At 59.5% G+C, this 12,623-nt stretch carries 7 protein-coding genes and 3 pseudogenes; 3 read left to right on the top strand and 7 right to left on the bottom strand.

The window, feature by feature from the left end; genetic code table 11:
* Window positions 1-206, bottom strand: a pseudogene (locus tag RMO15_RS23095) (3-deoxy-7-phosphoheptulonate synthase); the annotation flags it as partial.
* Window positions 207-448: 242 nt separating this feature from the next.
* On the opposite strand from RMO15_RS23095, the gene RMO15_RS23090 reads away from it, so the two are divergent.
* A complete protein-coding gene (locus RMO15_RS23090) occupies window positions 449-1,216 on the top strand; it encodes a CpsD/CapB family tyrosine-protein kinase (protein ID WP_309717867.1) in 768 nt (255 codons plus the stop codon).
* Window positions 1,217-1,255: 39 nt separating this feature from the next.
* On the top strand, window positions 1,256-2,704 hold the full coding sequence (locus tag RMO15_RS23085; RefSeq protein WP_309717864.1) for a PASTA domain-containing protein: 1,449 nt from the start codon (window positions 1,256-1,258) through the stop codon (window positions 2,702-2,704).
* Here RMO15_RS23085 and RMO15_RS23080 read toward each other — a convergent pair.
* From RMO15_RS23080 to RMO15_RS33420, 6 genes and pseudogenes are all read right to left on the bottom strand, one after another.
* On the bottom strand, window positions 2,688-7,040 hold the full coding sequence (locus RMO15_RS23080; protein ID WP_309717862.1) for an efflux RND transporter permease subunit: 4,353 nt from the start codon (window positions 7,038-7,040) through the stop codon (window positions 2,688-2,690). The genes RMO15_RS23085 and RMO15_RS23080 overlap by 17 nt on opposite strands.
* Entirely contained in the window at window positions 7,037-8,560 is a 1,524-nt protein-coding gene (locus RMO15_RS23075; protein ID WP_309717858.1) for an efflux RND transporter periplasmic adaptor subunit, read from the bottom strand. Before RMO15_RS23075 ends, RMO15_RS23080 begins: the two co-directional genes overlap by 4 nt.
* A 36-nt stretch (window positions 8,561-8,596) precedes the next feature.
* Window positions 8,597-9,208 (bottom strand): TetR/AcrR family transcriptional regulator, encoded by a 612-nt coding sequence (locus RMO15_RS23070; RefSeq protein WP_309717856.1) that lies wholly within the window; start codon window positions 9,206-9,208, stop codon window positions 8,597-8,599.
* Window positions 9,209-9,279: 71 nt separating this feature from the next.
* Window positions 9,280-10,965: a serine hydrolase domain-containing protein gene (locus RMO15_RS23065; RefSeq protein WP_309717854.1), complete on the bottom strand. Its 1,686-nt coding sequence runs from the start codon at window positions 10,963-10,965 to the stop codon at window positions 9,280-9,282.
* Window positions 10,962-11,525, bottom strand: a complete 564-nt coding sequence (locus RMO15_RS23060; protein WP_309717853.1) for a helix-turn-helix domain-containing protein — start codon at window positions 11,523-11,525, stop codon at window positions 10,962-10,964. Before RMO15_RS23060 ends, RMO15_RS23065 begins: the two co-directional genes overlap by 4 nt.
* Before the next feature lie 38 nt (window positions 11,526-11,563).
* Window positions 11,564-11,979 (bottom strand): annotated as a pseudogene (locus tag RMO15_RS33420) (cupin domain-containing protein).
* Window positions 11,980-12,021: 42 nt separating this feature from the next.
* On the opposite strand from RMO15_RS33420, the pseudogene RMO15_RS23045 reads away from it, so the two are divergent.
* A pseudogene (locus tag RMO15_RS23045) lies at window positions 12,022-12,623 on the top strand (hypothetical protein); the annotation flags it as partial.

Here is a 12,623-nt window from a genome sequence, read left to right as displayed (position 1 = left end):
TCAGGATCATGGATCGAGCAAGGCCCGACAACCACCAGAAAGCGGCTGTCCTGACGATTGAGAAGTCGCTGGATGGCCACACGCCCTTCGGCAACCGTGCGATAGGCAGCAGGACTCACCGGAAACTCCTCGCGGAGCACTCCTGGGGCAGGAAGGAGTGTGCGCTGCACGGCACTCGTATCACGTTTATCGGCGATCTGATCCATAGTGTGTTACTCTCTTTTTAACTCGGTTCCAAAGAAAAAAGCCCGCTCCGGTCGGTTCCGGGGCGGGCTTGCTTGTGGTGTCTGGCTGACGCTACAGGGCGGCTCCGTCCCGATTCGGGAAGAAGTAAAAGCTAAAATACCAGTAGCCAGTTGTCGTGTGTGCCATAACTAAAAATTAGTCTACCCCAGATTTCAAATGCCTGCCATTGCTTGATACAATGTCATCTGAGGAGCACAATTCTATGTCAACGGAGAGTTCGGATACGTTTCTTGTCCCTGAGGATGCTGAGAGCCTACTGGGAATCCCCAATCTCGGGTTTGTCCCGACCATTGAAAACAAAGACCTGCGCCTAATGCGCGATGCCCGCCCGTTTTCGCCGCTGGTCGAAGCGCTGCGCTGGCTTCGTACGAACCTGCGCTTTGTGGCGGAGCAGCCCCTGCGCTCGCTCGCCATCACCTCTGCCGTTCCGGCAGAGGGCAAGTCCACTCTCGTCGCAAATCTTGCGATGGCACTGGCCCTAGACGGCAAACGGGTTCTCGTGGTGGATACCGATCTGCGCCGCCCTAGGCAACACACGCTCTTTGGGCTTACCGCCACGCCGGGGCTGGTGGATCTTCTGACGGGAACGCATGAGATAAGTGAAGTAGTGCAGCCAAGTGGTATAGACAATATCTCGGTGATCTGTGTGGGAGTCGCTCCGCCAAATCCAACAGAGCTACTCGGCTCGGAGAAGATGGCCTCTTCTCTTGCGGATCTCGAAAAACGCTATGATACTGTCTTGCTGGATACCTCACCATTCCTGGCGGTCGCGGATGCGATGCTGGTCACGTCCCTTGCCCAAGGTACTTTAGTCGTGATCGGGCGAGGAGAGACCAAGAAAATCAATGTGCAGAAAACTCTCCAGCTCCTCAATCGGGCAAAGGCAACCACGCTGGGCACTGTGTTTAATAGAGTTCCTGGACCGGAAGGCGGCTATTACTACAGCCCCACAGACGATCCAAAAGCATAGCGGAACTTCGATACACGAAATGCCGTCTAAGGCACTAATATGTCCTTGTCTGAAATCCAGCCCAAGCGCCTTGCCCACACACTCTTCTTAGATTTTGTCGGCTACTCACGGCTCACCGCCGACTCGCAAGCCGCCGTGCAGGTGACGCTACAAAACCTGGTCTATAATCTCCCTGCCTTTCAAGCGGCTCGCAACGACGGCCAGCTCATGGTGCGTAAGACCGGTGATGGCATGGCAGTTGTCTTTTTTCAGGACATCGAGTTCCCTCTCGCTGCGGCCGTTGCCTTAGATGAAGTGATCAAGCACCAGTCTTCAAGCCTTCGAGAACAGGTAGGAGCACAGTTCCGTCTACGAATGGGCGTCCACTCCGGCCCTGTCATTATCGTGGATGAAGATGGCGATGGGATCATGGACGTGGCGGGAGAGGGCATCAATATCGCACAGCGCGTCATGGACTGTGGCGATCAGGGACATATTCTCGTCTCGGCTGCTGTCTTTAATGCCGTTGCCGAAAAAGAGCACTGGAAATCGCTGCTTCAGGATCTAGGGATTGTTCGGGTAAAGCACGATGAGCTGGTGCATCTCTATAACCTCACCGGACAGCGGCCCGATGGCACGATCATTGGCTTTGAGGGGCTTCCCCGAAAAGTTCATGAGGCACGTGCGCGCATCCAGGAGCTTGTCGAGCAAGAAAACAGTCGGGAGCAGACCGAAAACCGTACCACACTAACTAACTACGCGCTTCGTGCCGCCCTTCTCGTTGGGGCGTTTGTGCTGGTTGGTAGCTTGCTTTTCCTGCTCTGGCGCAACAGCACCATCAATACCGGAGAAGTCAAGCACGTTGCCGAGGTTATCCGCAAAAACAAGCTTGCACAAGAAAATAAAAATAAAAAAGCTCCTGCTGTCACACTGGCCACACCCGTTCCGACCAACCCCTTGGAAAATGCTAATGCGGTCGTCCATGCGAATGTCCCCAATGTGGTCGGGATGCAACGAACGGATGCGGAGAAGGCTCTCGCAGGCTTCGGCTTGACCCTTGACCTCTCAAAACAGAATCCAGAGGTGGAGAACGCGGCGGTTCCAGTGGGGAGTGTTGTCAATCAGTCCCCGCCGCCGGGTGAGCAGAATGTCCGTGGAGGCGTTGTCTATGTGACTCTTGCCAAGGCAACGAGTGCCCCGATAGCCCCCACTCCAGAGCCACAACCGCAGAGCGCCTATACGGGTGTGCTCGTAGACGGTCGCAGCTTTACGCAGCTTGCCAACGCGCAGACGGCAGGGCTTTTCGGCCCCAATGATGCCCCTCTCTACACCGCGTCGAGCATTACCAGTGATGAGGTAGAGGCCATCCAGTCCGTCGGGATCAGCCCACTCCGGCTGACGGCCCTTGTTGCTGGCCCCAATGGGGTTGGCCTTTCTGCAGAGGATGTGGAAAAGCTCCGCGCCCTCCCCGAGACGATCCGCGCCAAGACCGTCATCTTGCGCCCCTAGCCCGATCGCGCCGTGCCAGTGCGCTGAGTAGGTCACAGCGGGCGTTGATGACATTGCTCTGGGCTTGCGTCAGAGCGGCCTGGGAATCGGCGAGGTCTAGGAGAGGTGAGACCGTGCCCTCACTCACCCCGGCGTTGTACTTCACCCGGGAGAGCCGTGCCGCCTCTTGGGCCGTCGTCTCCACTTGCAGCGCGACCGCGAGCCGCGCCTCGGCATCGCGGGTGTTGAGAACCGCTTGCCGAACTTCTAGGGCAACCGCCTCTTCCGCTTGGCTCAGCGCCGCCTGAGCGGACTCTTTTTCCGCCTCGGCTTGCTGTCTTCGTGCACGGGCCATGCCGCCATCACTCAGCGGAACCGTGATCCCCACCGCAACTTGGGCAATATCCCGCACGGAGAGCGCTCCGGCATTGGGATTGTACTGGCCCCCAACGGAGATTCCCATGCTCGGTGAGAGACTGCGCTGTGCCAGCTTCACTCCCAGCTCGGAGGCGCGAATACCTGCCCGCGCTTGCAGCAGCTCCGGGCGCTGCGCGAGAGCCTGGTTGCGGAGCACGACTTCATCGGCTTCGTCGGCTTCGGTTTTATTTGGAAGAGCAAGCTCGTCCAGCGAGAGTGCTGTCTCCAGTGGCAGCACGAGCTTGGTTGCCAGCGCGGCCCGTGCCAGTGCCACGCCATTCTCGGCTTGCAGTAAGCGCTGCTGAGCATCGGCGAGCCCTGTCTGTGCCCGGAGCACATCGAGCCGAGGCGCGATTCCCGCACGCTGGCTGGCCTCGGCGTCTTTGAGGCGCTGCGTGGCTGTCTCTTGCGCTGCTTTTGCGACTTGTAGCAGGGCTTGTCCACGCGTTAGCTCGTAGCAGGCGAGTCGGACATCAAGAGCAACCTCTTGGCGTGCCTTCTCCACCCCGAGCTGGGCGATAAGTTCCTCAAGCTGGGCCGCGCTCTTGGCGGTGCTCAAGAGCCCTGCAATGTCCAGAGGCAGGGTCGCGGAGGCGGCGTACTGCGCTTGTTCCAGATAGGCTCCCTGGATGGTTGCTGGCCCCGCTGCAAAGCGCTGCCCCCGATTGAGGCGCACTAAGTTAGCGCTGACACCGGCGGTGGGGCGAAGTGCTGCCCTCGCCTCGGTCGTCTTTCCGGTGGCACGGTTCAGACTCGCCTCGGCAAGCTGAATGCTCCGGCTTCGGCTAAGTGCTTGTGCCACTGCCTGATCCACCGTGAGTGTCTGCGTTTGTGCCTTCACCGGAAGCGCCGTCAGTAACAGAAGCAATGCAGCACTTGGTGCAGCAATGTGCCTTGCTTCGCCTCGGGCAAGCAGGGCGTAGACACTGGGGATGACGATCATGGTGAGGAAAGTCGAGACCAAGAGTCCCGCGATAATCGCCCAGTCTAGTGGTGGCCAGAGCTTGCTGCCCGAGTAGGCCTGCGGCAAGAGCGCTCCCACAGAGAGCAGCACCGTGAGCAGGATCGGGCGAAGGCGACGGCGACTGGCCTCTACGAGAGCATCGGCCATGGAGATTTGCTGGTGGCGCTGCTCCTCTTGGGCGTAGTGAAAGACAAAAATAGTGTGGTTGGTCACGATTCCTCCCAGTGCGGCGATCCCTAGAAACGCCATAAAGCCAAAGTTCTGGTGTGCGAGAAAGAGCCCTGGCACGGCTCCGATCACCCCGAGCGGCACGGAGGCAAGGATCGCGGTGACAATTGGGACGGAGTTGAACTGCACCATCAGCACCACCAAGTTAAAGACAAAGGCCACCGCAAAGACCACGATCATATTGACAAACGACTTATTGGCCTCTTCCTGCTCGCCGCCGTAGCTCAGTGCGACTTGGCTCTCTGCGAGCGGCTGCTTTTTCAGCGACTCTTTCAGCTCGTCCACAATCGCGGAGGCCAGCCGGGTGCCATCGGAGTAGCCTGAGACGGTGAGCGTGCGCTGGCCATTGCGCCGGACGATACGGCCCTCGCCGGGAGTAAGCTCCAGCGTGGCAACTTGGCGCATACTAACGCCCCCTGGCAGATAGAGATTGAGCACATCGTCGGGGGACTTGCGCTCATTGGTAGCGACACGCAGGTCAATCGGGATCTCTTTGTCTCCCTCCCGAAAGAGCGAGACCGTCTGCCCTGTGACCGCAAGACGTGCGGTCTGGGCGACAGCAGCCGATGACAGTCCAAGAGCCGCCACCCGGTCTTCGTCCACTTTAATGTCAAGCTGGAGCGGGAGCTCGCCGTAGCTATTGTGGACGCTGTGTGTCGCAGAAATGCCATTGAGCCGCGTCGCCAGCTCCATCGCGGCACGACGGAGGCTTGCCACGGACTCGCCCGTGATTCGCACGGCAATCGGTGCGCCGACAGGTGGCCCTTGCTCCAGTTTTTTTGCCGTCACTCGCGCCTCAGGAACGGCAACCCGCGCGGACTTTTGCAGCGCCGCGACCAGTGACTCGGTTAGATCCAGTGTCTTGGTGTTCACCACGAGCTGGGCGTAGTTGGACGCTGGTGCCTCAGGTGAGATGTTGTAGTAGAAGCGCGGCCCGCCCTGCCCGATATAGCACACAAAAGAGTCCACGCCACTCTGAGCCGCAAGCAGTTCCTCCACTTTCTTAACCGCTCGCTCGGTGGCCTTGATATCACGCCCCTCAGGCAGCCAGATATCTACCACAAACTGATCGCGCTCCGCCGGGGGAAAGAAGACAAAGCCAAGCTTGGGAACCAGGCTCATTGCGCCCAAAAGCGCAAGTGCCGCGATGGCCACCACGATGCCCGGACGACGAAAGGCGCTCTGGGCCAGGCTCGCCTTGCCATCCCGAAGCGCGTCCACGCCTCGGTCGAGCATGCGCTGGATCGCCGTCTTTTTCTCCTCGTGACCGGCACGCAGAAAACGGAAACAGAGCAGCGGCAGTACCGTGAGATTGAGCAACACCGAGACCGTCAGCGAGAGAGCCGTCACAAGCCCCAGGTCGCGCACAAAGTCCCCCACACCGCCCGGAAGAAACGCCAGCGGCAGAAACGAGGAGATCGCCACAAGATTCGCCGTGAGAAACGGCCCGCGCAGCTCGTCGGCCCCGAGAATCGCGGCCTGCTCGCGAGCCACGCCTGCGGCAAGTTTCTCCTCGATATTGTCTAAGACCACGATGCTGTTGTCCACCACCAGAGCGAGGGCGATAATCAGCGCGGCGATACTCATCTGCTGGACCTCGCGGCCCGTAAGCCACATCGCGGCAAAAGTCGCCAGCATCGAGAGCGGGAGCATCGCGCCCACTAAGAGCGCCGAGCGCCAGCCCATAAACGCCAGCATCACCAAGAAGATAATCGCCACTGCCAGCCCAAGCTCATGGAAAAAGCCATCCACGCGGCGCTCGACGGACTTGGGGAGGTTATTGACAGTGACTATTTTCGCCCCCTGTGGCAGCGAGAGCTTCGCCACAACGGCCTGGGCTTTCTTGCCCAGCTCGGAGATATTGCCGCCCTTGCGCATCGTCACGCTCACCCCCACTGCGGGAGCCCCACTCACTCGGAGCAGCGAGGCAGGTGGGTCCGCAAAGCCCCGGGTGACAGTGGCGACATCGCGTAGATAGACCGGCGCCCCCTGCTCCGACAGCCCGACAACGAGGCTCTCAAGCGTCGTCAGATCCGTCAGGTTCCCCGAAGGGAGAAGCGTCAGTCGCGCATCACCAGAGGTTACCGAGCCCCCCATTTCCGGGAGCACATTTTTGCGAGCAATCGCCGCTGCAATTCCATCTGGCGTCACGACGCCGCCCAGTGCGCCCAGCCGCTGCGATGATAGCGCAACGGTGACTACTTCCTGCTCGGCTCCCAAGAGCTGCGTCTCTCCCGTCTCCGGCATCAGCTTGAGCTGGTCGCGGAGCTGCTTGGCAAGCACTTCGAGCTGGCGCGAGTTGGCCCCCGGCTGGGTTACGGCAAAGATCAGCGCGGACGTGTCGGCGAACCTATCGTTCACGGCAACGCTCACAACACCAGCGGGCAGCTGCGGCTTGAGATCGGCGCTACGCTTACGGAGCTGGTCCATGAGCTTGTCCAGCGTGTCGGTCATCCGATCCGCTGCCTCCACTTGGATCACCGCCACACCGGGCCGCGAGGTACTGGTGACATTGCCCACATCATCAATCTCGCGGAGCGTCCGCTCCAGCTTCTCCGTGACTTGTTGCTCCACTTGCGACGCCGATGCGCCGGGATAGAGCGCGATCACTTGGGCAAAGCGTCCTTTGAGATCGGGATCTTCGCGGCGTGACATCGTAAAGAGCCCCGTCAGGCCCAACGCCAGAACCAGAAGTGCCAGAAGCACCGTCACCGGGCGGAAGGCAAAAGCAAGCTTTGTCGGGCTCATTTCGTCCCCTCCCCATTGATCTGTACAGACGCGCCATCGGTCAGGCGCTGCGGGGTTGCGGCGAGCACTTCGCCCCCCACAAGTCCGGAGCGCACCGCCACTTGCTCACCCTGGACGCTCCCGGTGACAATATCCTGGCGCTTTGCTTTGCCATCTTCCAGCAAGAAAACATAGGATTTCTTCCCATCCGTCGCGACAGCCGAGACAGGCACAAAGACAGCACTAGAGCGACGCGTCGGCGCAAGTGCGAGCCGGACGACCATGTTCGGCAAGAGCACCTCCCCCGAATTCTCCACGCGAACCTCGATAGCAAACGCCCGTGTCCGAGGGTCTGCCTGGTAGCCCACGGTCTCGATCCGCCCTAAAAAGCGCTTTCCTGGCAAGGCATCTGCGGTCAGTGACACGCTCTGGCCGGGGCGCAGTGTCAGCCGCGCCGCCTCGGGCACGGCAAAGAGCGCCTTGACACGGCTCAAGTCCCCTAACCTCGCAACCGGCGCTCCGGGCGAGACAAGCTGCCCACTCTCGGTGAGCTTGGCGAGCACACGTCCGGCAAACGGCGCGACAATCCGGTGCTTCGCAACCAAGATCCGCGCCTGCTCCACGCTTGCTGCCGCACGGGACTCCTGTGCCCGTAGCCCCTCAATCTGCCGTCGGATGGTCTCTAACCGTGCAGGCCGCGTCCCCGCAACCCGGAGCTGTGCCTTGGCAACGTCTTTCTGTGCCTGGAAATTCGCAACACCGGCACTCGCCTGCGCCACTCCTGCTGTAGCCGTCCGAATGTCTTCGTCCCGAGCCCCCTCTTTCGCCAGAGAGAGCCCCTGCTCCGCGGCAGTCTTGCGAGCCGCCGCCGCCTCTTGTGCCGCCTGCACTCGATCCAGCGCCTGCTGCCCGACCACACCCTCTTTCAGTAAAACGGCGATGCGATCCCGCTCTTTGGTGGCGAGCCGCTCATCCGCTTGCGCCTGGGTTAGCGCGGCCTCGGCCTGGAGCAGCTCTTGGGCGCGGGTGGCAGAGCGGGCCTTTCGCTCGCTCTGCGCTGCCTGAGTCGCCTGCGCCACCGCCCCACGCTCCCCCGCCTCGGCCTGTGCGAGCTGGGCTCGCGCGGCTTGCTGCCCCGCATCGGTTTCCACCACGGCACGAGCGTACTCCGCCTCTGCTTGTCGTCGCCCGGCCTGGCTCTGCTTTAGCCCCGCCTCGGCCTCGTGGAGTGTGGCAATCGCGACACTGGCATCCAGCTGTGCCAGAAGCCCACTCGTCTCCACGCGCGCTCCCACCGAGATCGGCAGTGCACTAATCTTCGCCGCCACTTCCGAAGAAACCGTCGCGATGCGATACGGCTCGATCTGACCACTAATCTGAATACTAGATTGCGATGCTTGCAACAGTGCCGTAATGCTTTCCACCGGGATTCCGGCGGCGGCAGGCATCTTCTGTGGCGCTTGCGCTGTTGTGCGAGCACAGCCACTAGCAAGCCCCAGTAGAGTGAGTGCTCCAAAATGGATCGCTTTTATGTACATCATTATTTTCCTTTACACTGTTAACAGTCAGTTAAAAAATTAGTTCACCAAAAAACCGCGTAGGCTTGCCTCGGCGACACTCTCGAAAAACGCCGCGTGGTGCTCCTCTGGGAGCATAGTAAGCCGCCGCGCCAGTGCGAGAGCGGCGGCTCCGTGGATGTGTGCCCAGATGGTGTGCGAGACCACGATCTCGGGCTGGTCGGTGCGAAACTCGCCACTCGCCATCGCCTGCGTCACCGCGCCACGGATAAAGTTAAACGCCTGCATCCCCGACTCGGGCTTGGGGCCAAAGGCTTTCTCAAAGTCCTCGTCGCAGAGTTCGAACATCAGCGCGTAGTACTGGGGATGGTTACGTGTAAAGGCAAAGTAGCAGCGGGCTCCCTGCCGCAGGCGCTCGACCGGGTCTTCGATCTGAATCTGGTGCATCTGGGTGCAAAGAAGCTCAAACCCCTCCCCAATCAGCGCGGCTAGTATCTCGTTCTTGTCTTTGAAGTAGAGATAGATCGCCGTGGGAGAGTACTCAATGCGCTCCGCGATCTTGCGTAACGAGACGGCAGCAAAGCCCTGCTCCACGAATAAATCGCGTGCGGCATCCAGGATCGCCCGCTGAAGGTTCTCCCGTTCTCGTTTTCGCCTATCTGTACTTCCCATTACTTAACACCGTTAAGTTTACACTGTTAACTCAAAGTTCGCAACCCCAAAATTCGACGATCTACTGGTTCCTAATCCTTTACGACATCTTCATCCGCCATCAGGCCATTGTCTGTGAGATATATCAGAATGTACTTCGCTGCGCCATTGATGCTGAGTTTGTAGTAGAGAACCCGACTGACCTTACTACCGAACCGAAGGATTCCCCGGTCGGCCACGTTAAAGGCAGCGACAAACGAGATGTCTTTCACGCCGCCCACCAGCTCCGGGAGCGGGGTGCCCGCAAACTGGCTTTTGAAGCCAGGAGTGACCGGGAAGCTATCCAGGTTTTTCTCACCCTGCGCAAGAGCTTTCAGCGTGGCTTCGAGACGCCGGGTAAGCGCCGTATCCGGATCGTGTTGCGGGGGCGCGTCGTTCGCCAGCGGACCGATGCGTGCGGCGCGGCGCTCCTCGTTCTTGACGACTTCTTTGACTTGCCCGGCGCTGTCTTTCACCGCACGGAACTTCTGAAGCCTCAGACTGACGTCGAAATTGGCGAGGAAGAACGTATCGGGAGCCGAGAACTTCAGCGTCTCGCCGTCCAGGGAAAGCTGGCCGGAGCGCCGAAGGAAAGCGCCGATCCTGCCTTCGCGGTCGTAATAGCCGCTGATGCCCCGGATCGTTTCCGGCGCTACGGCGACTGCCTTCGGCGTCGTAGGGGTCAGCGTCGGGATGAAGCGTCGCGCGATGCCTTTTGCAAGGGAATCCGCGTCGGTCGAATCCGAGTTGCACAGAACGATGATAGTGATACGGTCATTGACGAAGCGCGAGATCTCGGTAGCGAAGCCGGGAATGCCGCCACTGTGGGAGATACGCCGATGCCCGTTGATCTCATCTATCCACCACCCGAAACCGTAGCCTTCCTTACGGCCAGGCAATCGGGTAGGAGTCCACATCTGCTCGTAGCTCGACTTTTTCAGGAGATTCCCGGAAGCGAGCGCCCCTTCCCACCGAGCCATATCGTCGATCGTGGAGACCAGCGCCCCGGCGGCATACGCCTGCGTCGGGCTGATGTACTCGCCGTTTACCAGCTGATCGTCACGCCAGCTATAGCCCCGCCCCCGCCCCGGAATCACGATCCCCAGGTCGTTCACCCGCGTCCGGGTCATTCCCAGCGGCTGGAAGATACGCTCCGCCAGAAACGCGCCGTAGGTCTTGCCGGTGAGTTTCTCGATCAGCATTCCCAGCAGGAAGAACCCCGTGTTGTTGTAGTTCCAGCCTGCGCCGGGCGCGAACTCCAGCGGCTCGTTTTTCACCACATCGACGATCTCAGTCTGGGTAAAGTCCTTGCGAAAGGTTGTTCTGAAGCTCGCGACGTTCGTGTAGCTCTTGATGCCCGACGTGTGGTTCAGAAGCTGTCGTACAGTCACGTCGCGCCAGGCATCGGGGAGGTCGGGCAGGTGTTGGATCGCCTTGTCGTCCAGCTTGAGCTTGCCTTCTTCCATCAGCATCAGGACGGCTACGGCGGTGAACTGCTTGGTCACCGAGGCAAGCTGGAAGGGAGTGCTGGCGGTCACGCGAGCATTGTGCTCGACATCGGCCAGGCCGTAGCCCCTCCTGCGCACCACTTTCCCATCTTTCAGAACCGCGATGGCGATTCCGGGCACGTGGTCTCTTTTCTGGCGGGCGCGGACGAAGTCGTCGATGGTGTCGGCGTTCGCGGCACAAGGAGCGAGCAGCGTTATTGTAACGACGGCGGTGGGGAATCTCAGGTTCATGGGGTCTCCTCTTCGGTAACTTGCTCCACCACGGGAAGCAGAATCGTGGTTAGAATGCGACGGCGGCGGGCAGGGTCGAGCGCGAGCTTTTGATAGGGAGCGAGCGCTTCGTAGAGCGTCTCCCAAAGTTGCTTCGCTTCCTCATCGGTCAGGTTGAGCGCTATCTGGCGGGTGATAACCCCATCTTCGCCTCGATCGAATTGCTTTTGACCGACATAGCGCCCGAAGTCGTTGAGCAGGGAGCCGACGAGTGCGTTGAAGTAGCGAAGCTGATCTTCGGGAGGAATCGCCCGGTATTCTTCTGGCTGGAACTTCGCGACGCTTCCATGGGCGAAGGCGTAGACCTTCTCGATCGCTCCCCGAACGGGTCGCTCTTCCACCACGGCGAGAATCTCGGCCTCCACCATGCGGTTCAGGTGCCGGTAGAGGGTGGCGAGAGAGGCAACTCCTGTGGCGGTTTGAAGCTCGTGGGCGGTCATCTGGCGCTCGCCGAACAGTGCCTGGACGACCCGAATCCGGACGGGGTGGAAGATAATCTCTGCTTTGTTTTCTTTTTTCATAATCAATATTGATTATGATTATAAAGTCAATTATGATTTCAGTCAAGTGGTTTTAGCGAAAAATCCGCAAAATCAAAGCCTGGCCCCACCGTACAGCCCACCAGTGTGTACTCTCCCAGCGAGCGTGCGGCCTGCCACGCGCCCGCGGGAATGGTGTGGACGGGTGCCTGCTCGCCACTTAGCACCACCGGCCCGAGAACCCAGCGCTCATCATCGCAGAGAAGCTCTAGGGGTGCGCCTAGAAATGTCACACTTCATCGGAGAGCACTTTGTGCCAGCGGGAGTAGGCTCCGGCAGGCAGGAGAAAGTAAATCGTGGTCAGCGCTGAGCGAATCGGACGACCATCGCTTGGGGTGACGGTCTCGGCGGAACGAAAGACCTCGCGATAGTAGCCGCCTTCGGGATGAGGTGCGAGCTGGAGAGTTTCGATCAGCGCTTGAGCACGTGGATGCATGGCTCCCAGTGTAGCTGATTTTGACGATACAATAGCGGCGTTATGCTGGATATCCGACGAATTCGCACCGAAACTGATGCCATTAAGGCCAACCTTGCCAAGCGCGGCGAGGACACAAGTAAGATAGACGCCCTTCTGGCGCTCGATGTCACCCGCCGCGAGAAGCAGAGCGAGTGGGAAGTGCTCCGCGCCGAGCAAAAAAGGCTTGGCCAACAGATAGCGGCAGCAATGAAAGCAGGGGTGGATCGTCTTCCACTCAGCTCAAATAATCTAAATCCACCATCGGTAAGCATCACGCAAGCGATAGAAGAACGTGAAAATAGTGAGACACTACAAACACGATCTTCAGAAGTCAAGGTAAGGCTTCAAAACCTCGATTTCAAACTGAAGTCTCTCGACATGGAACAGGAAACACTCCTGTCCAAACTGCCAAACCTTGTGCTTGAGGATGTCCCAGAAGGCGGCGAAGAAAAAAATATAATCTTAGAATCCCCAGATAATTTTGGTAATTGGTACCAGGCGAGTAAGAGAATCTCGCAGTCAACACTCAGGACGCCTCGTGAGTTTGACTTTGAGCCTAAGGCGCACTGGGACTTGGGCGTATCGCTCGGACTCTTTGACACCGAACGCGGCGCAAAGCTCAG

This window comes from Armatimonas sp., assembly GCF_031410135.1.
Taxonomy (GTDB): Bacteria; Armatimonadota; Armatimonadia; order Armatimonadales; family Armatimonadaceae; genus Armatimonas.
Note: the sequence above shows the minus strand (reverse complement) of the source record. Positions and strands in the feature narration are given on the sequence as shown.

Bases quoted from the DNA above. Each gene is read 5' to 3' on its own strand.
- RMO15_RS23075 (WP_309717858.1), bottom strand. From the start codon at position 8,560: ATGATGTACATAAAAGCGATCCATTTTGGAGCACTCACTCTACTGGGG.
- RMO15_RS23070 (WP_309717856.1), bottom strand. From the start codon at position 9,208: ATGGGAAGTACAGATAGGCGAAAACGAGAACGGGAGAACCTTCAGCGG.
- RMO15_RS23065 (WP_309717854.1), bottom strand. From the start codon at position 10,965: ATGAACCTGAGATTCCCCACCGCCGTCGTTACAATAACGCTGCTCGCT.
- RMO15_RS23060 (WP_309717853.1), bottom strand. From the start codon at position 11,525: ATGAAAAAAGAAAACAAAGCAGAGATTATCTTCCACCCCGTCCGGATT.
- RMO15_RS23080 (WP_309717862.1), bottom strand. From the start codon at position 7,040: ATGAGCCCGACAAAGCTTGCTTTTGCCTTCCGCCCGGTGACGGTGCTT.
- RMO15_RS23085 (WP_309717864.1), top strand. From the start codon at position 1,256: ATGTCCTTGTCTGAAATCCAGCCCAAGCGCCTTGCCCACACACTCTTC.
- RMO15_RS23090 (WP_309717867.1), top strand. From the start codon at position 449: ATGTCAACGGAGAGTTCGGATACGTTTCTTGTCCCTGAGGATGCTGAG.